This is a genomic window from Micromonospora sp. NPDC047557 (genome assembly GCF_043205095.1).
GTDB lineage: Bacteria > Actinomycetota > Actinomycetes > Mycobacteriales > Micromonosporaceae > Micromonospora.
The window spans coordinates 696,056-720,566 of the sequence record NZ_JBIDDK010000001.1; the positions used below are offsets into that span (position 1 = coordinate 696,056).

The 24,511-nt window shown below is 66.9% G+C and carries 18 protein-coding genes and 2 pseudogenes; 8 read left to right on the top strand and 12 right to left on the bottom strand.

All coding sequences use genetic code 11. The features are described 5' to 3' along the window. Positions 1-154: 154 nt before the first annotated feature. Positions 155-868, bottom strand: coding sequence for a hypothetical protein (locus tag ACGGAQ_RS03210; RefSeq protein ID WP_393044110.1), 714 nt, complete (start codon positions 866-868; stop codon positions 155-157). Positions 869-2,253: 1,385 nt separating this feature from the next. Between ACGGAQ_RS03210 and ACGGAQ_RS03215 the strand changes: the two genes are divergently transcribed. Further along, positions 2,254-2,472 carry a winged helix-turn-helix domain-containing protein gene (locus tag ACGGAQ_RS03215; RefSeq protein WP_387328309.1) on the top strand — a complete coding sequence of 73 codons (219 nt, stop codon included), beginning with the start codon at positions 2,254-2,256 and terminating at the stop codon, positions 2,470-2,472. A 501-nt stretch (positions 2,473-2,973) separates the two neighbouring features. On the opposite strand, the pseudogene ACGGAQ_RS03220 reads toward ACGGAQ_RS03215, so the two are convergent. Further along, positions 2,974-3,594 (bottom strand): annotated as a pseudogene (locus tag ACGGAQ_RS03220) (ECF subfamily RNA polymerase sigma factor, BldN family); the annotation flags it as partial. A gap of 1,403 nt (positions 3,595-4,997) precedes the next feature. Then, a complete protein-coding gene (locus ACGGAQ_RS03225; RefSeq protein WP_393044112.1) occupies positions 4,998-5,876 on the bottom strand; it encodes a hypothetical protein in 879 nt (292 codons plus the stop codon). A 913-nt stretch (positions 5,877-6,789) separates the two neighbouring features. On the opposite strand from ACGGAQ_RS03225, the gene ACGGAQ_RS03230 reads away from it, so the two are divergent. Beyond that, a complete protein-coding gene (locus ACGGAQ_RS03230) occupies positions 6,790-7,095 on the top strand; it encodes a CU044_2847 family protein (protein ID WP_393044114.1) in 306 nt (101 codons plus the stop codon). An 18-nt stretch (positions 7,096-7,113) separates the two neighbouring features. Here the strand turns inward: ACGGAQ_RS03230 and ACGGAQ_RS03235 are convergent, their stop codons facing one another. From ACGGAQ_RS03235 to ACGGAQ_RS03250, 4 genes and pseudogenes are all read right to left on the bottom strand, one after another. Further along, positions 7,114-7,698: a hypothetical protein gene (locus tag ACGGAQ_RS03235; RefSeq protein ID WP_393044116.1), complete on the bottom strand. Its 585-nt coding sequence runs from the start codon at positions 7,696-7,698 to the stop codon at positions 7,114-7,116. A gap of 324 nt (positions 7,699-8,022) precedes the next feature. Next, positions 8,023-9,576 (bottom strand): tyrosine-type recombinase/integrase, encoded by a 1,554-nt coding sequence (locus tag ACGGAQ_RS03240; protein WP_393044118.1) that lies wholly within the window; start codon positions 9,574-9,576, stop codon positions 8,023-8,025. Between the two features lie 32 nt (positions 9,577-9,608). After that, a complete protein-coding gene (locus ACGGAQ_RS03245) occupies positions 9,609-9,917 on the bottom strand; it encodes a helix-turn-helix domain-containing protein (RefSeq protein ID WP_393044120.1) in 309 nt (102 codons plus the stop codon). Positions 9,918-10,362: 445 nt separating this feature from the next. Further along, positions 10,363-11,109 (bottom strand): annotated as a pseudogene (locus ACGGAQ_RS03250) (hypothetical protein); the annotation flags it as partial. A gap of 983 nt (positions 11,110-12,092) precedes the next feature. On the opposite strand from ACGGAQ_RS03250, the gene ACGGAQ_RS03255 reads away from it, so the two are divergent. After that, the gene (locus tag ACGGAQ_RS03255; protein WP_393044122.1) at positions 12,093-12,629 is read left to right on the top strand and encodes a hypothetical protein; all 537 of its coding nucleotides are present in this window, start codon (positions 12,093-12,095) and stop codon (positions 12,627-12,629) included. A gap of 182 nt (positions 12,630-12,811) precedes the next feature. On the opposite strand, the gene ACGGAQ_RS03260 is transcribed toward ACGGAQ_RS03255, so the two are convergent. Then, on the bottom strand, positions 12,812-13,018 hold the full coding sequence (locus ACGGAQ_RS03260) for a hypothetical protein (RefSeq protein ID WP_393044124.1): 207 nt from the start codon (positions 13,016-13,018) through the stop codon (positions 12,812-12,814). A gap of 379 nt (positions 13,019-13,397) precedes the next feature. After that, positions 13,398-13,664 carry a hypothetical protein gene (locus ACGGAQ_RS03265; protein WP_393044126.1) on the bottom strand — a complete coding sequence of 89 codons (267 nt, stop codon included), beginning with the start codon at positions 13,662-13,664 and terminating at the stop codon, positions 13,398-13,400. A 106-nt stretch (positions 13,665-13,770) separates the two neighbouring features. Between ACGGAQ_RS03265 and ACGGAQ_RS03270 the strand changes: the two genes are divergently transcribed. Continuing rightward, positions 13,771-14,697 carry a replication-relaxation family protein gene (locus ACGGAQ_RS03270; RefSeq protein ID WP_393044128.1) on the top strand — a complete coding sequence of 309 codons (927 nt, stop codon included), beginning with the start codon at positions 13,771-13,773 and terminating at the stop codon, positions 14,695-14,697. Positions 14,698-15,348: 651 nt separating this feature from the next. On the opposite strand, the gene ACGGAQ_RS03275 is transcribed toward ACGGAQ_RS03270, so the two are convergent. Continuing rightward, positions 15,349-16,202 (bottom strand): IS5 family transposase gene (locus ACGGAQ_RS03275; RefSeq protein ID WP_393044130.1). Its coding sequence is split into 2 segments (ribosomal slippage): positions 15,349-15,812 and positions 15,812-16,202, totalling 855 coding nucleotides; the frame shifts between segments, so codons are not numbered across the junction. Between the two features lie 25 nt (positions 16,203-16,227). Next, positions 16,228-17,319: an IS630 family transposase gene (locus tag ACGGAQ_RS03280; RefSeq protein WP_393044132.1), complete on the bottom strand. Its 1,092-nt coding sequence runs from the start codon at positions 17,317-17,319 to the stop codon at positions 16,228-16,230. Positions 17,320-17,542: 223 nt separating this feature from the next. Here ACGGAQ_RS03280 and ACGGAQ_RS03285 point away from each other — a divergent pair, with 223 nt between their 5' ends. From ACGGAQ_RS03285 to ACGGAQ_RS03295, 3 genes are all read left to right on the top strand, one after another. Continuing rightward, positions 17,543-18,439, top strand: coding sequence for an IS5 family transposase (locus ACGGAQ_RS03285; RefSeq protein ID WP_393045643.1), 897 nt, complete (start codon positions 17,543-17,545; stop codon positions 18,437-18,439). An 85-nt stretch (positions 18,440-18,524) separates the two neighbouring features. Continuing rightward, positions 18,525-20,234: a DUF262 domain-containing protein gene (locus ACGGAQ_RS03290; RefSeq protein ID WP_393044134.1), complete on the top strand. Its 1,710-nt coding sequence runs from the start codon at positions 18,525-18,527 to the stop codon at positions 20,232-20,234. Beyond that, entirely contained in the window at positions 20,231-22,471 is a 2,241-nt protein-coding gene (locus ACGGAQ_RS03295; protein WP_393044136.1) for a DUF262 domain-containing protein, read from the top strand. The genes ACGGAQ_RS03290 and ACGGAQ_RS03295 overlap by 4 nt, the downstream gene beginning before the upstream one ends. A gap of 125 nt (positions 22,472-22,596) precedes the next feature. Here the strand turns inward: ACGGAQ_RS03295 and ACGGAQ_RS03300 are convergent, their stop codons facing one another. Beyond that, positions 22,597-22,794: a hypothetical protein gene (locus tag ACGGAQ_RS03300; protein ID WP_393044138.1), complete on the bottom strand. Its 198-nt coding sequence runs from the start codon at positions 22,792-22,794 to the stop codon at positions 22,597-22,599. Positions 22,795-23,109: 315 nt separating this feature from the next. On the opposite strand from ACGGAQ_RS03300, the gene ACGGAQ_RS03305 reads away from it, so the two are divergent. Next, on the top strand, positions 23,110-23,856 hold the full coding sequence (locus ACGGAQ_RS03305) for a hypothetical protein (protein WP_393044139.1): 747 nt from the start codon (positions 23,110-23,112) through the stop codon (positions 23,854-23,856). Positions 23,857-24,511: the final 655 nt, after the last annotated feature.

The following is a 24,511-nucleotide window of genomic DNA, read 5'->3' on the forward strand; positions in this document are numbered from 1 at the left end:
ACAGGGGTTCAGGGCCGAAGTCGGTACCTCTATTGTCTCGACCTGTCCCCTGAGTAGCGGGGCAGCACCGAACCTGCCGCCTACGGGCGAAACGCGTCGACACCAGGCAGGGCGGCCAACCCTTCCGATGGTCAGCGAACGGGATGGCTGAAGGTCAGGCGACGCTCGCGCTGGAGCCGTTGGTCTCTGCCCAGTCATCTATGAGCCGGTTGACCAGGTAGTCGTACACGGGCTTCAGCGCCTCGGGGGGCAGATCAGGGTCTGCAAACTTGGTGTATATGGCTCGGATACGAGCCTCGCGTACCTCACGAGGATCGTCGTTGGCGGGGCCTGCGAGATACCGACGAAGGTCATGGGCGTCCCTGACGGCGTCGAGGAGCTGACTAATACTGGATGAACGAGTCAGGCCCTTAGCCGTCAGGACCACCATGGGTGTCATCGTTCGAACCTGGTGAGCCTCTGCATAGGCGACGAACAGCTCGTACGGCACTCCGTCAGCTCGGGCGATTGCGCCGGCGACCAGGCCGACGCAAGCATCAGCCAGACGAACGGGTGAGCGGCGCGTCCAGGGGTCCGAGGGACGCTCGGAGAGAGCCCGATCGGGCTTGACATGTCGCAACAAGGATGCCGGGTTGGCGTGTACAAAGTAGGTCGAGGCTGGCACGTACAGCCGCTCATAGAGATCCCTGACCGCAGATCCGCTGGTCTCGGTGTCAACCCTCTCTGCCATCTGCGGGATGGTTGGGGCCCCAGTTCCCGGAGAGCCCAGGGCCGAGAGCGCTTCTTTGACTACCTCGTGAGGAACAACCCCAGCCCTATCCAGGAAGGCTAGAAGCTTGCTGCCTGCCCTGAGGTGCTCCGTCTTCAAGCGGGCGACTACGTCGGGGCTGTGCAGGCAGTACAGCGCGAGGATGCAAGCTTCTAGTGAAGATCTACCCAACAGGGCCGCTGCCTCGCGGTGACGACCACGTACGGCCCGCCGGGTCTGCTTTTGTAGCCAGAGTAAGCGCAGCAGAGCGAGCCGCGACACGTCATTAGCGGTGGTTGCGTCATCTGTCGGCCATGGTTCGCGAGTTGCCAGGCGACGAGCCGCTTTGCGAACGCGCCAGCGCCGCACCGGGTCTGGATAGGGCAGCAGGCCACGGATGACGGACGCCAAGAGAGCACGCATGATCGGACTCACACGTCGAGGGTGCCAGGTCCGAGCATCACCTGGCACGCCATATTGGCCCGGCACGTGCGCTCCTACAGCTCGTGCCGTTGAGCGAGTTCCGGCGACAGCAACGCTGACGGACATCACATACGGTGACGCGACCGAACATGTGGCTTTGTGCCCAGGCCGGCATCCCACAGCCCTGATCTCGCACCAACCTGCAGTCGACGCGCACCTGCGCCGCAGCGGGCGACACCGACCCAAGGCCCGTCCCCATGCTCAGGCGGCATCACCAGCCAGTCGCCACAGGTTAAAGATCAAGCTAGGCCGGCGCCCGCGAACTGGCGGGCCTCTGTTGCCCCTGTCTCCCGATGGTGGGTGCCGGGCGACGCACAGCGCGGCCTTCATCACGTACACCTCTCGCTTGTTGACCGCCTCGCCGCGCTTGTTCTGGACATACCCCGTGAGCCAAATCCACCCGTGGTAGGTCGGGCTCCAGTCGACGGACACCACCCGCATCCGGAGCGCCCCGATCTCCCGCGAACTGCACCGAGCGCTCCCAGGCGATGTAGACCACGTCACCGGGGCGGGGTGTGGTCATCTCAGCCACCCGAGAAACCTGCGGTGGAGGGTGCCTGCCGGTGCCCAGCTCATGTCCTGCGTCGCGGCCACCAGGTGCGAGCCCATGTAGATGCTCAGGGATACCGGAGCGCCGGCGTACTCGGCGAGCAACTCTTGGCGACGAGTACGGCAGGGCCAGGAGGCACCACACCCGCCGCAGGTCCAGATCGGCAGCACCGGCCCGTGCGTGGTCATCGGTCCTCACCCGGCCAGTGCCCCCGGCTGATCGGCAGGCGGTGCCTCGCCCGACAGGGCAGGTCAGTCCCGCAGCGGCAGATCCGCCTCCACCTCCGCCACGACCACACCGGCCGGTGCCGGCGGGCCAGGGTGAGGGCAGCGGCTATCACGTACTCCTCGTACCGGACCATCGGAGTCCCCTCCTGCAACCTACGTTACCCAGTACTCTGGGTATACCGACGATACCCCGTGTCGGCTCATGAATCCCCCTGCGTGTTCTCTTGATGCAGGGAGGACGACCGATGGCTCAGCCGCTGTATCAACAGATTGCCGACGACATCACGCGGCAGATTGAGTCAGGCGTATTGAAGCCCGGGGACCGCCTGCCCAGCACCCGTCAGCTCTGTGAGCAGTACGAGGTCAGCGAGACGGTCATCCGATTCGTCATGATCCAACTCAAGGCGCGGGGCCTGGTCTACGGCCAGCCGGGTCGAGGTGTGTACGTCAGCACGAAGGACTGACCCAGTCGCGGCTGGTCACTTGCTCATCGTGGACGCCCGGTGCTCACATAATCCGCATTGCGCGTGCACCCGGATCACTGCCGAGGGGCAGCCGGGCCGTGAGTAGGAGGTGGGGTCGGCCGTTGACGGAGGCGTCTCTTCGTGACGTGGATGAGCGGTGAGAGCAAGCCGGTGATGAGAAGACAGCTAACGCCCGAGCCGCCTCCCGACCTCCCGCGGGCCGCCGTCTCAACGGCCGAGCGGTTCGTGTCGGTCAACGGCAGCGTCTAGGCCGCCGAACGAAAGATCCAAGTCGGAAAGGCCCTCGCCCCGCATCTTGGTGCTTTCGCCAGCAGACCTGCGACCGACTGTCACCACCAGCCATGCGGGCAGCAGCGAAGTGGTACCACTTCGGCCCGCTCATCACGTCGAAAGCCTGATCCACCAACACGACTCCACGGAACCCGGGACGCATCGGGGCAAGTAAGGGCCCGGCCCGGTCAGGCGGGCGCGTTGTACCGTCTAGGCATCGAAGTTCTTGGGCAGAAGCCGCGCGAGCGCTCGAACGGCCCTGTACTCCAGTGCCTTGATGGCCCCCTCGTTCTTGCCCATCGCGCGGGCCGTCTCGGCCACCGAGAAGCCCTGCAGGAAGCGGAGCACGATGCACTCCTGCTGCTCCGGGTTGAGCTGTTTGATGGCGGTGAGCAGCGCGACGTTGGTGATGTGCTCGACCACCGCCGCCTCCGGGCTGCCCTCCGGGCTGCGGTCCTCCCGGTCGGCGTCGAGCACGTCGCCGGTGGTGACCTCCAGCCGGTAGCGACCGGACTTCAAGTGGTCGGCCACCAGGTTGCGCGCGATGGTCACCAGCCAGGCGCCGAGGTCGCGGCCCTGCCAGGTGAAGCTGCCGATCCGCTTAAGGGCCCGCAGGAAGGTATCCGCGGTGAGGTCCTCGGCGAGCTGGCGATCGCCGACCCGGAAGTAGACGAAGCGGAAGACCGTGTCGACGTACCGGTCGTAGATCAGCCCGAACGCCTCGGCCTCGCCGGCCTGCGCGCGCTCCACCAACGCCCAGACCTCGGTGGCCGGGTCGGACGGGTCGGGTCGGCTGGGGTACCCGGTCGCCGGCACCGCGGGAAGCACGGCAATGCCGGCTGAAGGCGACCAGTCCGAGCTGTTCAACAGGCGTTGCCCGGCGAGTTCGAACGAGGAGTAGTTCTCATCGCCGTGATCCCGCCGCGTTTTTTGCCGTACCCGTGTTGTGACGCCGCCAAGCGCCGTTGCCTTGCCAGATGGCAGGTCGGGTTCGGTGCACATTCGCAGTTGCTGCCGTAGCACAAGCGTGGCCGGGTGGTTCTCGCCAAGCCCCTGGACACACGCAGCTATCGTGGTCGCGAGAGTGGTTGCGGCCAGCTCCAAGGCGGGTTCCGTTGCCGTCTTCAGGGCCAACTCGAGCTGGGCGGAGGCCAGGTTGGCCCGGCTTGTGAGGGTTTGTTCGTGGGTCGACCCCAGTAGAGACGACTGCCGTTCTACCAAGTGGTCCAACCGTCGGACGCACTCGGAGAACCAGGACCAGGACTGACGCAGGCGGGCAACCTCCAGCTGAGCTACGACCGTGTTCGCCTGGAGCGCCAGGGTTCGTGGATCGTCCAGGCCGATCGCGTCTCGAAGGCGTTCGGCGAGGTCCGCGAGCCGCCGCGTGGCCCACTCCATGTCCTCCGCGGCGCCGAGCCGCGCGAGCTCGAACTCGCCGACCGTCGCGTTGGCGCTGGCCGTGAGCCTGTGGGGGTCGTTGACGTCGTAGATCGAGCCGATCACTTGGGCGAGCAGGTCAAGCGTGTCACGGCTGCGTCGCACCAGCCCCGCGTCATCGTTCAGGCGCCCTGCCTCAAGCGCGATCCGCGCCACCTCCGCCGCCGAAACCGCGTCCAGGTTCGGTGCTGCTTCTGAGCCAGCCCGAACCCTACTGACGATCTGGTTAAGCGCCCGGGTGGTGCCCGGACCGTCGATCGCACCGGCGGCCATGGCAGCGCGCACGAGAGGCTCCCACAACCGCGTCGGCGTGGGAGCGGAGGCTTCCTGGGAATATCGGCTGCACCGCTCCAGCCACTTCGCTGCGGTGGCGACGTCGCCCTTCATCCTATGGGCGGCGGCGAGATTGATGGCGATGGTGCCGAGCACCTCGGCTCTGCAGATGCTGGCCTCAAGGAAGGCGTCCTCGAGCTGATGAATCCCCTTGCTCAGATCGCCATGCCGAATGGTCAGCAGGGCGTGCAGGTTGTTGGCCTCGGCCGCGACGGCAAGGCCGTTCGCAACGTCGGCGACTCGCTGCAGCAGGAGTTCGGCAAGACCGGGGAGCCCGCCTCGGTCCAGCAAGGCTGCCAGATACCTGTTCCGCGGCCAGTCACGGGTAGCCGAGGGTCGGTCGAGTTCCTCTACGGCGCGCCGGACCTGATCCGCTAGGCGAGTACGCAGCGAGGGTTCGTCGGTTGCCGGCACGCCGAGGACAAGCCGTTCGGCGCTACGGACAAGGTCCTCCGTTCCGGCGCTCACGAGAGCCCACGATCGATGACGTTGCTTGCGACGCGCAGCCTCAGCAAGGCCAGCTGGCCATCATCCAGGATTCCCCGTGCCGCCCACTCGTCAAGCGCGTTGAGCAGCAGATCTGCCTCCTTCACCACCCTGGTCGCCTGGCTCGGCACGGCTGACTCCGAGGAGTGGCGATCCTCCGGTGAGGTGTTGTTGTCGGCAGTTTGCGTAAGGACAGAGACGAGGTGGCAGACGTCGAAGTGGTCGAAGCAGGACAACGCTTGTGCCAGGGTGCTGGCGAACAACACGTTGGACGCCGTCGGGCGCCGGTGGAGGGACCCGTCACGTCGCCACACCTGTTCGAGCAGCAGGCCCGCGAGGGTGGGGTGAGCAGCGTCTGTCACGCGCTCAACCGGCGCCCCTGAGTAACCCGAGAAATCCCCGAGATCAAGCCGTGACACGAGTTCCAGCGCGAGCATCACCTCACCACCCTGACACTGATACGTGATGTCTACGGCCTCTACTGATCCGGTCAGTTCCGGCTCGGTCGGCGCTGGACGGTAGGGCGAATTCCAGTCATCCCGGGGCTGACAGCGGCCGGCCTCCGGCGTTCGGACCTTGCGATGGACGTCGCTCACCAGTTCGATCAATGCGACGTCGAACCGGCTCGTCCGCTGAGCGACACGGCCTTGCAGACGCCGCCCCTCGTGCACGATCTCCACGAAGCGATGGTCGGGTGCGAGGTGGTGCAGGACATGTGCGGCGGTGAGCAGGAATCGGGGTGTCACGAAAAAGCCTGCACCGAGAAGGTTGCCCTCGCTGAAGAGCTGCACCACGTAACACTGGCCGCGCGGGCCGGTGTTTCCCTCGGAATTTGCCGGCGCCTGAGTCGTGCTCATCCCGTCTACGATAAGCGCCCCACCGATGGAAACTCGTCACCCATTCGGCTGGTCCCGTCGATTGACATGGATGACCGTGGTCGCCCGTCGACCTAGTACTCCAGCAGCGTAAGCGAATCGTGTTCGGATCGCGTTGCTTGACCTGCCGGTTACGGATGTTGATATTGGCCGCTGGCACGGAGAGTTGGACGGCTGCACACGCGCAGCCAGCCTCGATCCGCCGGTCGGAGCCGCGGCGGCAGGTGCGTCAGTACCTACGGGGCTGGTCTCGGGCATGGGTCGCAAGGGCTCCTGGACACGGGCTGGGCAGGCCGGGATGTGTCGCCGGATGGGGTGCAGCGGCTGCTGCGATGGGCAGATTGGGACGTCGAGGCGCTCCATGGGCGATGTGCGGGACCGCGTGGTTGAGCACCTCGGCGATCCGACAGGTGTGCTTGTCGACGACACCGGAGTAGCTAATCAGGGCATGCAGTTCCACGCCGCGCATCGCCAGTACTCCGGCACCGTGGGACGGCCGCGAGAACTGCCAGGAGGGATATTCGTAGCCCACGGCGCGGCGAAGCGCCCTGACTTGATCGACCCGGCAGCTCTAGCCTCTCGACGCAGTGGATTGATGATCGGGACTGGTGTCGGGCCGCCACTCGCCGCAACGATTACATGATCACCACCACGTTGGGGACCGCTCGCGCCGACCACCCCATCGCGGCTCTGCCTACCGCGCGTGATGCCGGCTATCCGCTAGTGGCGGCGCCACCGCCCCGCGAACACTGGTAGCGCGGGAGCCGGCGCGCATCATCGGAGGCCAGCTGCAGCGAGCCGCGCTTCGCTGTCCCGGATGGCTGCGGGGTCGATATGCTGGCCGTTCCTTTTGTGGGCAGCAGAACGGCCAGTGACGAGTGAGAGGGTCTTCCTGATGGCCAATCCCAAGCTTCTTATTGAGACGATCGAAATCGGTTCGGGTGATCGTCAGATTGGCCCTTACCGTCGCGGCACCGTAGCGGTCAATGACCGTCGCGCCGAGCTGCAGGCGGCGCTGACCGAGATCGTGACGATGGCACAGGCCGCAGCCGCTGCTACCGATGACTCTTCAGCATGGAGTGTTGAGGCATTTGAGGCGACATTCGGTGTGAATGTCCTAGAGTCCGGCGGCGTGCTCATCGGTGGAGCACACGGCGACGCCGCGATCGAGATCAAACTGACCTTGAAGCCCGGTGAGTAAGATCCGCTGCTCACCCCATCAGCCGGCTGATGAGCCGTCGGCTGCCTGGGGCTGGACAGCCTCGTTCTCCGTTGGCATCGGCTTAGACACTGCGGAAGCCGACGAGCCGTAACCACGCCACTCACCGTCATTGCCCTCCACGGAGTGCTTCCGCACGCCGAGCTCGGCGCGAGCCGCTCGGCGAAACGCCGCCTCGGCGACGTGACAGGCGTGGTCCACGTCGGGCCACGAACGGTCGTCACGGGTCCACAGCGCCTGAGCGGCGACATGCAGCCGATGAAGTGATCCGTCGGTCGAGCGGTCCCTAGTTAGCAGGCAGGCTCGAGAATAGGCGGCTAGGAGCGCCAGACCCGCCTTCTGCTCTTCCGCGACGGTCGTGCACCGTACTCCGGCTTCGTCGTACAAACCCCAAGCGGCGTGAAATCGCTGCAACACTTCGGCATACGCCTCGTGCCGGAGTTCCACCCACTGCCTACGCCGCTGGCCACCGGAACCGACCCACTGGCCCACGATATTTGCGATCAGGCCGCCGATGACCGCACCGGTCGCGCCGACCAACCCAGCAAGGACAACGGCTTGGGGCTGCGTCAGGTTTGCCCACATGACCATGATGGTGTCGTCCGACTACTCGGTCCGCAAGGACTGCGACTTCCCCGATCGTCCTCGCCTAGGTTCGCGCCTTCTGCCAAGACCGGTGGTGGGTCTGTCAGGGCGAGGTCGGCGCCAGGCAGCGTGCCGGGGTCACCAGTAACGAGTCGGTGTAGTTGCGCCGGGTGTGGCGCGAAAACGCGGAACTGCGCGGCCGAATGAGATTTGGAGGCCGACCCTAGTCCTTCGCAGTCAAGCTCGACCGACCACAGGGGCCGGCTCGCGCTTGGACGCAGCGGCACGGGCCGTCCCGGCGGCCCTCACAGGCGCCGGGACGACTCAAGCGTTACGGCGCCGCGTGTTCTTAATCCTGTCGGCGACGGCGGTGGCGGCTTCGTGGTGCAGCCGCTTGACGACGCTTTGGTAGGTGTCGCGGGTAAGTGTGGTGGTGGAGTGACCGAGTTGGTCAGAGACGACTTTGATGTCGACGCCGGCGTCGAGGGCGAGGGTGGCGGCACCGTGGCGTAGGTCGTGCAGTCGGATGGGTGGCAGTCCGGCTTGTTTGACGAGGCGGCGGAAGCGTTGGGTGACCGCGTTGGGGTGCCATGGGCGGCCGTCGGGGCGGACAAAGAACAGGCCGGTGTCGGGCCAGTCTTTTCCGGCGGCGAGGCGCCAGGCGGCGCGGCGGGCCTTGTAGGCGGTGAGGACGGCGATGGTGTCGGGGTCGAGGATGACTTCGCGGTTGCCGGCGTGGCTCTTGGGTCGTTTCTGGTGGGTTTCGTAGCCGTGGGTGGCGATTTGGTTGACGATGCTGACCTCGCCTTTGGCGAGGCGAACTTCGGCGTCGAGGAGTCCGCAGGCTTCGCCGCGGCGGGGTCCGCGGTAGGCCATGAGATGCAGTAGAGGGTGCAGGTCGGGGGCGTGCTCGGCGGCGTAGTCCAGGAACTGGACGAGGAGGTCGTCGGTCCAGACCATGACGGGGCCGGGGACTTCACCGGTGGCCTTCCACCTGGCGACGCGTTCCGGTTCCCACACGATCGGCTTGGCCCGAGCGTTGTGGGTCTTGACGAGGGTGGCGGGGTTCGTGACGCCGCTGACCACCTCTCGGGCGAGGGCGTCGTTGAACGCCTTGCGCAGGGTGGCGCGGATGCGGGCGATGGTTGCGGGCCCGGTGGGTCGCACCCCTCGGACGCTGGCGCGGGTATCTGGGTCGGGGCTGGCTTTCGCGGTGGCGATGTCGGCGTTGCGTTCCTTGATTTTGTCGATGAGGTCCTCGACATGGTGGGGGCGCAGCTTGTCCAGGACGACGTCGCCGATGTGCGGGATGAGGTGCACGCGGACGTGAGATTCGTAGCCGCGGCGGGTGTTGTCATCGACGGTGAGCCGACGCAGCCAGGTGGTCAGCCAGTCGGCGAGGGTGGGCACCCCGAGCAGTGGGGTGTCGGCGCGGAGCCGGTTGCGGACGGTGTCGACGTGGGGCAGGGTCCCGCCGGCGCGGAGGGTGGCTTGCAGCAGATCGCCGATCTCCGTGCGGTGGCGGCGGTTACGGCCGGCGAGATCGAGCAACTGTCGGGCGTGGTCGAGTTCGTCGGCGGCTTCTTTGTGGGTGTCGAAGCCGGTGGGGCGTAGTTGTCGGCGGCGGCCGTCGGCGGTGAGTGGGAGTTCGAGTTGGTAGGCCCAGTGGCCGTGGTCGGGGTTCCAGGACCGGTTGGCGCGTCGGAGTTTCGGGCAGTGGTTGCCGAGTGGTTTGCGGGTGCGCGGGTCTCGGCATCCGCAGCGTTTGAAGATCGTTCCGTGCGACATGGGCGGGCTTCTCCGGGTGGGTTGGCTGGTGGCTGTCGGGGCAGCGGTTTTGTCGATCGACATGCACGCTCGACTGCCCGCGACGATCAAGTCGTCGCCGGCAGTCAGTGCGTGGTAGGGATCTACGGTGCGGGTGGGTGCGGGTCGTCGCCGTCGGGTGTTGCCGGGGTGGTGAGGTGCAGGGCGGCGAGGAGCCCGGCGACGGGTATCCGGTACTGGTGGCCGGCCTGGATGACCGGGACGGGAAAGGTTCCGGCGCGGGCGAGGCGGTAGGCGGTGTTGCGGGACAGTCCGAGGATCTGTCCGGCGGTGACGATGTCGGTGGTCACGCCCAGCGCGCGAACGTCGTCTTCGGTCCAGCGGCGTGTGACCGCGGGCTCGGCTGGTGGTCGGTTGTATGAGGCGATACGGGTGCGTCGCCGGTCGCTCATGCCGGGGCACCCTTCGTGGCGGCGTGACCAGTCCTGCTCGCCGGTGAGGGCCAGTGGCGCTGCCGGGGGTGGCACGGTGGGATGCGGCTGGTCATGTCGTCACCTGCCAGCGTCTGGGGCAGAGCAGTAGCTGGAGCGCTGCCGCTGCTTGTTGGGGAAGGACGCCGTTGTCGAGTACGCCGAGTGCGGCGGTGCGGGGCAGGTCGAGTCGGTGACCCAGCCCGCGCAGGCCATGAGCCATTGCACGAATGGTGGTACGAGGAGCGGTTGCCGTTGCGGCCGGTCTGGGCCGGTTTGGGGGGCGGGCTGGGTGAGCAGGAGTTCCTATGGGCGATAGCGGCGGCATAGGGCCCCCATCGGCTGTCGTCGGGCACTCCGAGTTCGGCGGGGAGCCGGGCGATGGTGGTGCGCAGGTCCGCGCCGCCGGGGCCGTGGGCGCCGGAACCTCGCCGTCGGTGTCGGCGGTGACGGCGACGAGGTGCTGCAGGTAGCCCAGTCCGACGCCGGCGGCGGCCTGGACCACGCCGGAGAAGTCCTCCGGACCGGCGGTGGTGCCGGCCCGGACGGCGACGACGAGGATCAGGCAGCCACCCGGTTGCAGCAACGCGGCGCAGGCGGTCAGCAGCCACGCTAGCCGCACCCGGTTGGCGGCGTGCTCGTGCAGGGGCCAGCAGGTGACCACGAGACCGGTCGCTGCCTGCAGAGAGCCGCCGGGTGGCAGGTCGGCCACCGTGTCGGCCGCTGGGTGCAGTTCCGGGTCGGTGAGATCGTCACCGAACCAGGCGCTCATCTCGGGCAGGTCGTCCTGTCCCTCCAGTTCCACGCCGCCGGTGGTGCCGGCGGGCGGCACCGGGGTGGCGGGACCGATGATCAGGCTGGACGCGTCGGAGAACCACGCCGGGTGGTGACGGCGCGCCCCGGCCGCGCAGCCGTGGATGAGGGCGTGGTCGGTGGTGAGGCCGACGACCGCCTCGCCGGGGCGGCTGTAGGCGGCGATGAGGCGGCCGGCGAGTCGGGTGCCGATGCTGCGGCCCGCGTCACCTGGGATGCGGGCGGTGTCCCAGACGGTGAGCGGTACCGGTGGGTCGCCGGCGACCAGGTCAGTCGGTGTCGGATCGAGCTCGGGGTTAGGGCCGGTGTCGCCGGTGGGATCGGGATGCGGGTTGTGGTGCTGCGGCGTGCGTGAGCTCATGTGGTGTCGGCTCCGCGCCGCGCCGTGCTGCGCTGACACCCTCAAACCGGTGTTTGTCAGCTGTGGCGAACACCTATCGATCTCACAGTGATCTCACGCAAGTTCGTTGACTGGTACGACGCCAACGGCCCTTTCGCCGCCGACGAGTAACCATCTGGGCCCGGCCGCAGCGCGCAGGGCCCAGCCCTCCATCCCTGATGTCGGAGAGCAATGCTCGGAGTGAAGTTGTGGCAGGCCGGCGAGGTGGTCGTGACCCTGGGTGTCTGACAGACCTCAGTTGATCGCGGGCACCTGAGCCTGGCAGCAGACCCTGACAGCCACATGCGTCGATGACAGGGGGTGCTGACTGACATTGTCAGACCGCTGTCTGGCTTTTCGGACGGCAGCGGTGTCACCGAGGTCACGGGCTCCGGGTCTGTCATTCGGACTGCGGCTTGTCAGACCGTCTCGGCCCGCCGGACGGACGCTGTCAGCTGGCACGCCGACGCGGCGGCGCCCGGTGGACGCCGAAAGTCGGCGGGGGTGTCCAGCGGGTCGCGGTCTGACACCGCTGCGCTGTCAGGCGCTGTGAGACCGGTCGGGACCTGTCGTCATGCCCGCGCGACGGTCCGCGTCCTCACCGGCCGGCCACCGCCGCAAACCGCGTCCGCCGTCTCTGGTGGTGTCAGCGCGCAGGTCAACGTGGCTTTGCCAGAACGATGACGCACGTCGACGTCGATCGCCCGTGAGCGGTGGCCGCGGGGCGACTGACGCCGTCGATCCGGTGTCCATGCCTGGCCGGCCTGCGCTTTCAGGGGTCCGTGAGACGGGGGGGTGGCGCAATGGCGTTCAGGCGCGCCGGCTGCACGACTCCGGCACCCGTCATCGACATTTGCCTCCGACATGGGAGCTCGTGACATGACAGCCTCCGCAAAGGACTGGCCGACTCGCCGCTGGACGCCGTGGACACCGCCATCGCCTAGCTGACCTACAACCCCGACCCGTTGTCCCTGGACCTCGAACCACTGACCGGCCGGCTCGGCTATGACACCGGTCTGCCCGGCGGTGTCATCGCGCTGCCGGCGTTGCGGCAGTGGTTGCTGGCCATCCCCGCGCCTACACGGTGCGTGACGTGGTGTGGCGGGAGCTTGTCCGCCGCCCGCCTCGACGGGCCGGCCTGGGTCATCGCCGTCCGGACGCGGCCCTACAGGCATCCAGACCTCCTCGTACGCTGGGCGGTCAATTTGGGCATCGTCGACGATTGCGATGAGCAGCCCTACATCGACCTGCGGCTGGGCCACCGGGCCATCGAACCCATCGCCGCCCGCCTCGGCGTGGAGGTCGACACGCTGCGGCGGCGCGTCACGCGCATCGACGTCCGCATCGCCGAGGCGCTCGCCGCCAGGTTTCTCACCGAGGTGACCTCACCGCGGGTGCGGGAACATCTTGCGGCGGCGGCCGAGCGACGCCAGCACATCCCGGCCGCCCGCGTCGGCAGCGCACGACCGGCCGCGGCGCAGGTGAGGCTGGCAGCCACCTGACCGCCGACCATCCCGCCGGCTGTCCGGCGCGGGCCCGACCGTCTGGTCGAGTCCGCGACCGCGTGCGCCAGACCCGTCCGCTTCCCACCGCAGCATCCGGCTCCCACCCCTGGCGCGGGAAGGGTCGTCGCGCTCACTGTCGGGTAGCCCGTCGGAGCCCTCACGGACCTTGACAGCGACGCTCACGGGACGACGTTCGGCAGCTGTGAGAACTCCCGCGCCGACGCCCACAGCAGGTCCGCCCCGAACAGCATCATCGTCGAGTCGGGTCGCTGGCCATGGCTGTCGGACGCCGGTGAGGCCGTGTCGGAACGCTGTGAGACCGGCAGGTGTTCGCCACAGCTCACAAACGCCGGTTTGAGCGTGCGGAACTCCTCCGGCGCTACCACGGCGTCACGCAAGGGGCTGGTTCCGCCCGCTGCCGGGCCGGGACATCTGGCCGACGCGGGACCGGCGCCTCGGATGCCGCGCCACGTTGATGCACTGACACCTCATCGATCCCCGCCAACCCCAACGGGAGGACAGGCTCCCCCCGAGGTCCGCCGCAGTCCCCGTTCGACACGTGTCTCCCGAGCCCGGCAGCGGCTCCCTGACCACCATTTCGACGAATAGACCCGGCGCGAGCCGAGGCGGGAGGTGCAGCACCCTGTCCCCACACTGCGGGCACGTTCCCGCGCCCTCACCACCGCGCTGTCCACGTCCGGCACGCTTCGACGCATCGCCCGAGTCGCCGCGCCCGCCGCCTGCGGCGACGGGCCTTCAACGCTGTCAGCCCACCTGGTGGCCGCGCATGATCAGACCGCAGATCTGCTGTTCGTCGTCTGCCTGGCGATCATCGTTTTCCTGCTCGCTGTCATCTCCTGCAGTGTGATCGTCCGCTACCCACCCGCGCTCCGGATGGAGAGCAGCGTGGCGCTGACTCCACGGGACATCAGCACCGTGCCCGGCTCGGTTGGGGTTGCTGTCCGTGTTGCGGTCCGCGCTGCCCAGCAGTTTGGGGTCCAGCTTCAGGTGGACGGCGACACGGACACTCACCGGCGTCTGTCAGCGCGGCACCCGGCCGGTGTGACAGTCCCGGCCCGCTGCTCAGAGACACCACCGGTGTCATCTCTGCCCTACCGCGAATCCGAAGGAGACCCTCGTGCCTGACCACGTCCTGCGCGTGCAGTCCGTACTCACCGCCCGTGACCATCTCCTCCTCGAATGGCTAACCGACCACGGCGTGTTCACCACACCGCAGCTCGCCCACGCGCTGTTTCCGTCCCTGGACTTCGCCCAACACCGACTCGCCCGACTTACCGCCCTACGGGTCGTGGACCGGTTCCGGCCCTTCCGCCCAGACGGCGGCTCGTTCCCGTTCCACTACGTCATCGACCAGCTCGGCGCGGAAGTCGTCGCCGCCCAACGCGACCAACCCCCACCTCGCCCCGGCCATGCCAAAACGAACCGGCGGCGGTGGACCGCCGCCCGCACTCTCGGACACCGACTCGGCGTCAACGGCTTCTTCACCGACCTCGCCGGCCACGCCCGCACCCACCCCGCACACACCCTCACCCGCTGGTGGCCCGAATCCCGCTGCGCACAAACCGGCGCGTTCGCCCGACCAGGCGACCCCGTGGCCCTGCACGCCCTGACCGCGCCGATCCGCCCCGACGGCCACGGCATCTGGACTACCCCCGGCGCCCAGGTGCCGTTCTTCCTCGAATACGACACCGGCACCGAACCCCTGACCGAACTGATGCGCAAACTCATCGGCTACACACAGCTCGTCGCGGCCGGCGGCCCCCGCTGGCCGGTGCTGTTCTGGCTCCACTCCGCCACCCGCGCCCACCACCTCCACCAACACCTCGCCGCCACCCCCGTCACTGCTCCCGTGGCCACCGCCAGCCGCGACCACGCCACCCATACCGGCCACAGCCCCGCCGGGCCGCTCTGGCAACTCCACGGCCACCCCGGCCCACTCACCCTCGCCGACCTCGCCACCGCCATCTCCACCCCGCAGACGCCACCCGGGCTGGCCGTGCCGGCGGCGGCCTTTCCCGGCGACTTGACCTTCGGCCAGAGGTGAGCGTGGATGGCTTCCGCCAGAGCCGACGCGCGGCGACACCGTGACCACCGCGCATCAGGCGCCCGCCCATGAGCCTGACCCTCGACGAAAGGCCTACCGATGCCACAGCCTCAGCGCGAACGACCCGGACGCCTCGCCGCAGTGCCCGACGACATCACCGATCCCCTGCTGTGGCGCCTCGCCATCGACGTCCTCGCCGCCCACCAACCCGGACACGACGGCAACTGCCGCAACCTGCAGTGCGCCGGACAAACCGGCATCTGCACCGCGGCATCCAACGCCCGCCGAACGCTCACACTCGCCCGAACAGCCACACGCCCCGCCAACCCCGCACCCCTCCCGGTACCCCGCGAAGCGGCACCAAGACCACCCGCGCCACGCAACAGGGAATTCATCGGCTGGTTCACGGCCCCAAAGCCAGCCACAACGACCGAACTGCCTGACCGTGGATCGCGACGGAGACCGACCACATCACTGCGACCCGCCGCATAGCACCGACACCCCACAGGCCGTCCCCTAACGACCAGCGCCTGGCTGATACTGCAACGCCTGGGTTGCGTCCAGGGAAGTGGTGTACGACTTGCCCATGATGGGCGTGTTGCGTAGATAGGAGACGGCCACCGCGCGATCCTTCGAGACGGCTAAGAGCTCCTAACTCTTTGAGCGTTGGAGTCGTCGCCAGCAGATGATGGCGCAGGCGAGAGTGAGGAAGGCTTCGTGGATGTCGTCGCGGACCTCCCAGCGGATGCGTAGGCGACGGAACCAGTGCAGCAGGGCGATGGTCTGCTCGATGACCCACCGTCGGGTGCCGAGGCCGGAGCCGTGATCGACGCCGCGTCGGGCGATGACCGGGGTGATGCCCTTGGCTCGCAGGTCCCGGCGGTAGCAGTCGTAGTCGTAGCCGCGGTCGGCGTAGAGCCGCTTCGGTCGTTGTCGGGGTCGACCGCGGATGCCTCTGATGGGTGGGATCTTGTCGACCAGGGGCATCAGTTGAGTGACGTCGTGGCGGTTGCCGCCGGTCAGGCTGACGGCGAGGGGGATGCCGCCCGCGTCGGTGATGACGTGGTGTTTCGAGCCCGAGCGGCGGCGGTCGACCGGGCTCGGACCGGTTTTGGGCCGCCCTTGAGCGCCCGGACGTGGGAGCCGTCGATCACCGCCCGGGACATGTCCAGCTGGTCCGCGGCCCGTAGTTTGCCGAGCAGGACTTCGTGCAGTCGCTGCCACACGCCGGCGTCGTTCCAGTCCCGCAACCGGCGCCAACAGGTCATCCCCGACCCGAAGCCGAGTTCCTGAGGCAGGTACTCCCACGGGATCCCGGTATAGAGCACGAACAAGATCCCGCACAACACCGTGCGGTCATCGAGGGGCTTACGGCCCGGGAACCGGCGCCTGCGCGGTGGACGGGGCGGCAGCAGCGGCTCGATCTCTGCCCACAACTCGTCCGAGACGATCCACGGCGGCTGTTCGCCCTTCCTCACGGCCGAGCACTCTAATCGATCGTCCATCAAGGACAAGATTCCTAGTGCCTCGTCATGCAGCCTTGAACGGGTAATCCGGGTGGCGGATCTTGGAGTCGGTGGCGAATCCGGATTTCGGTTTGGCTCGCTGGTTGCGCCAGCGGATGTAGTCGCCGATGGCGGCGTCCTGTTCGGCGTGGCTGCGGTGGTCGGTGCCGTTGAGAGCGAAGTACCGCACGGCGGCGAACTCGGCTTCGATCCAGTTCAGCCAGGACGCGTAGGTCGGCAGGAACACCAGCTCCACGCGGTTGGCCGCGCACCAGGCGCGGACCTCGGGGTGCTTGTGCGGGGAGAAGTTGTCCAGGATCAGGTAGAGGCGTCGGTCGGGCCAGCGGCGGCGCAAGGTCTTGAGGAAGGCCAGGAATTCGCGCCAGCGTTTGCGGTGGCGGATGCGGTAGTGCATGCGGCCGGTGGCCAGGTCGAGGGCGGCGATCATGTGCCGCACGCCCTGGTCACGGGTATAGGTGGCCCTCAGCCGCACCGGCTGTCCGTGAGGTCGCCAGGCCCGGCCGGGGCGGGGTTGCAGGTTCAGCGGCCCGAACTCGTCGACGCAGAGCACCCTGCCGTCGGCGGGCGGGTGGTCGTAGAGGTCCAGGATCCGGTGCATCTTCGACGTGAAGTCCGGGTCGGTACTGGCCTTCCACGTCTTGGTGGCCTGCCACGACACCCCTCGCTCGTGCAGGATCCGCCGGACGGTCTCGACGCTGACCGCCGCGACGTAGCCCGCGTCGATCAGGTAGTCGCGCAGCTTGGCCAGGGACCAGCAGGAGAACGGCCGGCCGAGGAAACGGGGGTCGCACCGGGCGATGACGCAGATCCAGTCACGGGTCTGCTCATCAATCCGTCTCGGTGCGCTCCCGCTCCATTTTGGGTCCAGCGCGTCGAACCCCCGCCCGTTGAACGCGTGGATCACGTCCCGCACGTAGTCCTCGGTGACCTTCAGCAGGTGGGCGATGTCCGGCGCCGGCTGGCCCTGGGCGGACATCAGCACCACGATCGCCCGCCGCAGCTTCACCGGGTCCTTCGCCGTCCGAGTGATCCGCTGCAACCGCTGCCCCTCGGCCATCGACACCTGCCGGACGAACACTTCCGGGGGTCTGCCCACCGGCCACCACCTCCCACACAGTGATGGGAGACAGCCTGCCCGACGGGTCCTCAGAACCGACGGATTACACGATCAACGTTCCAAGACGAGGCACTAGGCCGTGTTTCGTAGGGCGTCGATGTTGGGGCGTGGCGGTGGTCGCTAATTGAAGAGGTCTCCGGTAGTTGGTTCAGCGACCAAGCTAGAACTTCACACCGGAGACCTCGTGCCGAGCGTAACGGCAGTGAGGCGACATGACCTGACCGACGTGCAGTGGGCGGTGTTGGAGCCGTTGCTGCCTGCCGGAACGGGTCATGCTCGGCCGCGCAGATGGACCATGAGACTGATCATCGACGGGATCCGGTGGCGGGTCCGGACCGGATCGCCGTGGCGTGACGTGCCTGCGGAGTACCCGCCGTGGCAGACCTTGTATCGATGGTTTCGGCGGTGGCAACGTGACTGTGTCTGGGCGCAGATCCTCACCTCGTTGCAGGCCCGAGCGGACGCGGCGGGGCTGGTCGGCTGGACGGTGAGCGTGGACTCGACCATCAGCCGCGCCCACCAGCACGCGGCGGGAGCCCGCCGCGACGGCCAGGCGCAGAAGGAGACTCCTGGTGGTGTGCAGGCCGAGCCGGCAGATCACGGGCTCGGCCGATCGAGGGGCGGCTGGACCACCAAGACCCATCTGGCCTGCGAGCAGGGCCGCAAACTGATGGCCCTGTTGGTGACCGCCGGACAGCGCGGCGACAGCCCACAGTTCATCCCCGTGCTGGCCAAGGTCCGCATCCCCCGAGCCGGTGGCGGCCGGCCACGCACCCGCCCCGACACCGTGCTGGCCGACAAGGCGTACACGTCCAAGGCCAACCGCGCCCACCTACGATCCCGGGGCATCCGCGCGTGCATCCCGAGCAAGGCCGACCAGGACGCCCACCGCAAAGCCAAAGGCTCCCAAGGCGGACGCCCGCCCGCCTTCGACCCCGACGTCTACCGCCTGCGCCACGCCGTGGAATGCGGCATCAACCAACTCAAACAACACCGCGCCATGGCCACCAGATACGACAAACTCGCCGTGCGCTACGAAGCCACCCTCACCATCGCCGCTATCAACCAATGGCTTCGTGCCTTACGAAACACGGCCTAGACGCGCCACCGCGCTGGCGAACCCGATCGACGTCGGGACTCGCCGGCAGTGTCTCTCCCGCCGCTGGTGTATTAGATTCATTGCCATGCCGGAGCCGACCTTCGACGAGGCAACACTCCAGCGGCGCTTCGTCGGCGACCTCGATGGCCACTTCTTCGTTCCCGGATACCAACGCGGCTATCGGTGGGGTAAGCACGAGGTCGGTCGACTGCTCGACGACATTCAGCAGAGCGGCAACGAGCCGTACTATCTTCAGCCCATCGTGGTGAAGAGGCTGGCCAACGGCAGGTGGGAGCTTGTCGACGGGCAACAGCGCCTGACCACGCTCTTCCTCATCCTCCAGTACATCCGGCTCAACGCCCTTCCGACTGCACATCCACGCTATCTACTGGAATATGAGACAAGGCCTGACAGTCAAGCCTATTTGTCGGAGCTGAACCCCGACGACCACACTCGCAACATTGACTTCTTCCACATCTACAAGGCTTATGTGTGTATTCGTGAGTGGTTCGAACGTCAAGACAACGAGCTTCAGGCAGCGATCGACTTTTACACCGCCATGTCCAAGTCCGTCCAGATCATCTGGTACGAAGCGCCCGCGCAGATGGACTCGAAGGAACTCTTCCGGCGACTCAATGTCGGACGGATCCCGCTGACCGACGCCGAGCTTGTAAAGGCGCTTCTCCTCGCGAGGGTACGGGACACGCCCGGACAGACCGACCAAGCTCACCAAGTGGCGGCCCAGTGGGATGTGATCGAACGGGATCTGCGCGCACCCGAGGTCTGGGCGTTCGTTACCAAGAAGGCCCACGGAGAGGCGACCCACATCCGCCTGATCCTCGACACGCTCGCAGACGCCATTTCGAGGCCGCCGGTCCTGGGATCGCGACCCCTCTTCCATACCTTTGAGACCTTGCGCCCGCGCATCGAGAAGTCGGCACGCTCGGTCTGGAACGACGTCCAAGAGATGCATTCCCTGCTCCTCGGCTGGTACGAGGACCGAGATCTCTACCATCGGATCGGTTTTCTAGTGGCGATGGGTGAGCCTTTCGAGAACGTTGTGACCCTCGCCCGAGACCGGGCAAGGTCCGAACTCGAGGTCCTCCTCACCACGAGGATTCGCGCACGACTCGCTCGGACCGCGGACCAGATCAGAGAGCTGACCTACCCCTCCGAGAAATGCACCGAGGTTCTTCTCCTGATGAACGTGGAGTCCATCCGTCGGCGCACCAGCTCCTCCGAACGGTACTCATTTCAGGCCCACGCATCAGGGGCATGGTCGCTGGAACACATTCACGCTCAGAACGCAGAGCCCCTCCGCAGGGCCGAGCAATGGACGGAATGGCTCCGGCTGCATCGCGAGGCGTTGTCCGCCGTTCCGACGGACAACGAGGCTGAGCGCGACATGCTGCTCGCAGACATTGACTGCGCGCTGGCGACAAGCCCGCTACCCGAAAATAAGTTTCGTGAGCTGGAGGAGCGTGTTGTCCGTAGCCTCTCCGTCGATGGCGAGACTGAGGACGAGGTTCACTCGATCTCGAATCTCGCCCTGCTGGCAAGCGGCGACAACAGCGCGCTGAGCAACTCCGTCTTCGAGGTCAAACGACAGGAGATCATCCGACGGGATAAGGCCGGTGCCTACATCCCGGGGTGCACTCGCGACGCCTTCCTGAAGTACTACACCGACGCGCACGCCCAGCAGACGCACTTCTGGGGTACCAAAGATCGTGAAGGCTACCTTGCCGAGATGCTTCGCCTGCTCGACCCGTATCTCACCGCTTCGAGTGCCGCATGAGTGGCATCGTCACGAGCTACGTCGGCCTCTTTCGTCCTCGCGGTGACGAGGCCGCCACCATCGAACGTATCGAGATCCCGTTGATCCAACGGGACTACGCCCAAGGGCGGGTGGACGCGGCAGTCGCCGACATACGATCCGACTTCCTAGATGTCCTACTCGGGGCGGCTGTCGGAGAAACCCGAGTTGGTTTGGATTTCGTCTATGGCGACGTCCAGGGCGGAACACTTCGGCCGCTGGACGGTCAGCAGCGGCTCACGACGTTGTTCCTGCTCCACTGGTACCTGGCGTTCCGGACGGGTCGGCTCGAGGTCGGGCTGGACTGGACCCGCTTCTCGTACGCGACCAGGGCCAGCGCAGGGCTCTTCTGCGAACGGCTCACCGAGAACCCGCCGCCGCGCGCAGTGGGGGAACCGTCCATCTGGATCAAGGATCAGTTCTGGTACTTGCACGTGTGGCGGCACGATCCGACGATTCAATCCATGCTCGTGATGATCGACGCCATCGACAGCCGCTTCCGGGGCATCGACATGGAGGCCGCGTGGTCACGGTTGACCGACGAGGTCGACCCCGCGATCTCGTTCCACCTGCTTCCGATCGAGGAGATGGGGGCGGGCGACGAGCTCTACATCAAGATGAACTCGCGTGGTAAACCGCTCACGCCGTTCGAGAACTTCAAGGCGAGGTTCGAGAAGACTCTCGAAGGCTCGCCACGTGCGGCGGAGTTCGCTGAGTGTGTCGATGGTGCCTGGTCCGATGTCTTCTGGGCCTACCGCGGCACGGACGACATCGTTGACGACAAACTGATCCGCTACTTCACCTTCGTCACACAGATCGCCGAGTGGCAGAACGGAACGATTTCCCGAAAACGGCTGGAGACACGAGCGGAGGAAGTCTTCGGCCCGGGCCGGCCGAACGGACCGCAGAACCTCGATTTCCTTTTCGACGCGTTCAACGCGTGGCGGGACATGGAGGTCGCCACCTTCTTCGCTGGTCTCCTGACGACGAGTGCCTCGCAGAGCGGGGAGAAGGTTCTACTGTTCGGCTCAAAGCCGATCGATCACTTCCGAGCTTGTTGCGAGAGCTACGCCTTTGGCGGGAGCCGCATGTTCGGCTGGGCGGAGACGCTCACGCTCTACGCCGTTCTAATCCACCGGATCTACCAGACCGACGACTTTCCCCGCCGGCTCCGCATGCTGCGCAACCTGCTCGAAGCTTCGGGCAACGAGCTTCGCCTGGAGAACATGCCCGCGCTTGTCCGGGAGGTCGCGTCCCTCGTGCGCGGTGCCTCACCTCAGGAGGCGCTGGTTGGTCTGTCAGCGTTCAACGAAGCTCAGATCGAGGATGAAAGAGCGAAGGCCGCGTTTCTGACGGCGCATCCCGAGCTGACCGGCGTCGTGTTCGCCCTTGAGGATCACCGGCTTTTACGCGGATCCCTTGTCGCCATCGAGCTCGATGCCGATCGACTCGCCGCCCGTGCCGCGTCCTTCAGGAAGGTCATGGCGGCTCGGAGTCTCTGGCCGGCCTTGACAGGTGCCCTGCTGGCGAAAGGTGACTACTCCCGGCACCCGAATCCCCGTTCCTTCAGATTTGGATCCCCTGAGGATGATCTTTGGTGGCGTGGTCTGCTCACCGGCACGAGGCGCTCGAACCTGAGCCGCACGTCGAACGTTCTTGCCGAACTGCTCGACGCCATCTCCGAGGCGGACGGAAACCTGCGCGACGTGCTGCGGGAAATCCGCCAACAGTGGATCGACGAACAGGATGCCTTCGACTGGCGGTATTACCTCGTGAAGTACGACGCCATGCGCTCGGGCAAGTCCGGGATCTACTTCACCGTTGGCGGTGAGATGGGCTTCCAGCTGTGCATGCTGGACAAGACTCAGTTGAACAGCTGGTACCGCGACCCATTCCTGCTAGCTGTCCGGAACGCGACCGAGAAGAAAGAAGCTGTCGAGGATTCGTGGTTTAGGGGCTACGAAACCGCCGCACGATGGATGGGCTTACGTGCCAGTAACACGAGGGTCAGATGCGTCAAACAGGGCTTCCAGCTCATGCCACCGCCCGGCGAGGCAGATCGAGAAGCCTTCGACGCGGTTTGCGAGGCTTCAGGAATCGGGAAGGACCACCTGCTTCGGATCCCGCAACTACAACGCGACGGCCGGCCGTTCGACACCGAGGACCGCGTCGAGCGAGGGGCCAAGCTGCTCACGGAACTCATCGCCGCCGGGCTGTGACGCTGGCCGGCACGAAGCCCCGTCCCCGGCGCCGGGAACGGCCTCGTTGCTGAACAGCTGCTCCTGCGAGGCCAGCGGCCATCTCGCACCGGCTGCCCGACGCTGATACCCCGAAGGCGAGGGGCTTACCGGTGCACAATCACGATCAGGCTGGCCAGCACCACCGCCGATACTTCGGCGACCACGGTTACCGGCAGGCTGACCTTGGCCAGGTAGACGCCACCGACACCAGCCAGAACACCGTTGGTTTCCGATCTCCTGCTGGCCGCGCACGCAGAAGCCGACCTCACCGGCTGGGGTAACGCGCCGGCTCTGCTGCTCATCCACGATCAGCCGCTCGACCCGGCCCGCGCCAGCCACCGGCGCAGCATGCGCAGCGTCGAGTTCCCGCTGCACCCCGACCACCGGCACACCGACCCCACTGCGCTACCCGGCCTCCTGCGCCGCCTCGCCGCTGACCTCGACCAATCCCGCGGCGCGGCCGCCGGGTACCGGGCAACGCTCGACGCGATCGTCACGCCGACCAGACACAGACCCGCAACGGCCATCCCCGACCCGCCGCGGCGGCGGCACACTCGGTCCCGGAAGTTGACGGGTGCACAGGGATCCTTTGGCCGCAGCAACTACAGTTCGGCGGCATGGGGCGCATCAGGGGGCACTACGAGTGGGACGACGACGACCTCACCCCTGGGCAGAAGAAGGAAGGCGGCCTCCACCAGAACCTCTTCGACAGCGAGGGCAACCTCAAGGGCAGCGCCCGGTTCATCCCCGACGACGGAGGCGAGCCCGAGCCTCTAGTCGTCACTGAGACGGTCTACGTCCCCGTCGAACGGCGCCGCCGAACTCGCGAAGAGGAAGAACTCAATCAGGCCATCGCTGACCTGGTCTCCCACTTGATCGACCGTGGGATCGCCAAAGCCAAGCCCCTCGCAGAGCAATGGTGGCGGGAAACGGCTCGTCCAGCCATCGACGCCCAGCGGGTCAAGATGCTTGAGCGTCGCTCGCGGCGCAAGGCGCAGAAGAATGCCCCTGTTTTGGAGGGGACCGATGTCGAGCCGTCTCAGAAACTGACTGAGGCGTCGGAAGAAGACCGCCCCAACATGTCGAGGGCAGAGGCGCAGGCCCGCTACCTAGCGGCCCTCGCTGCCCGGGCATATAGCGACGAGCAGGTGAGGCTCGTGACTAGCGCCAACATCGTCGACGGCGAAGGCCTTGCGGAGCTGAAGCACTCGCTGGCAGAACTCCCGTCCGATCAGGTCAAGAGCTTGCTCGAGGCAATGGCGACCAACCCCTCCATGCTGGGCGAGGACACCCTGGCAGAGCTGGCAAGCATCCTCGGGCAACGAGACCGCTCGGGATCTGACAAGTTGCGTCAACTTCGCTGAGAGGGATCGCTGCCCGCAGCAGCAGCCGACCGAGGCGACGCACTCGCTGGCGCAGTTGCGCAGCCCGCGTCTGGCAGGCGCGGCGCGACGCGGTCACCGAAAACGACATCGACATCGACGCCGCCAACCGCGTCCTGGACGCCGTCGACCTGCCGCTGCTGCCACGCCGCTGGCAGGTTCGCCCCATCCCGCCCGTCCTCATCGAGCTCACCGCCACCAGCTGCGACGACGCCTTCGACACCGCCCTTACCAGCAGAGGGCTCGAGGGGCGCATCGAGTGGGACGGACACGAACGCGATGACGCCGAGCCGAGCGACCTCGACCCCCATGCCGCCAAACACCAGCCCGGCCGATGACGACCCCACCCAAGGTCCAGACGCCCGAGCAGGAGAGCGCGCGGCGTTGGGCATACGGCGGAAGACTCGTTAGCACCCAGACAGGCAGCACGATCTGCCGGGCCGTGGCGGAAGGTTAGGTGATGCCGGGATTGCTGCCGGCACCGCCGGTGTCCTCTCGTCCCGTCCGCGCTATGGCCGCCACCCACCGCGGGGGCGCGGACGTGACGGCGCCTACGGGCAGAACGCTATTTCACGGACGCGGCTCCAGCGTCCGCAGCGACAGGGGCGGGCGACCACCTTCGCTGCCTGCTCAGCGC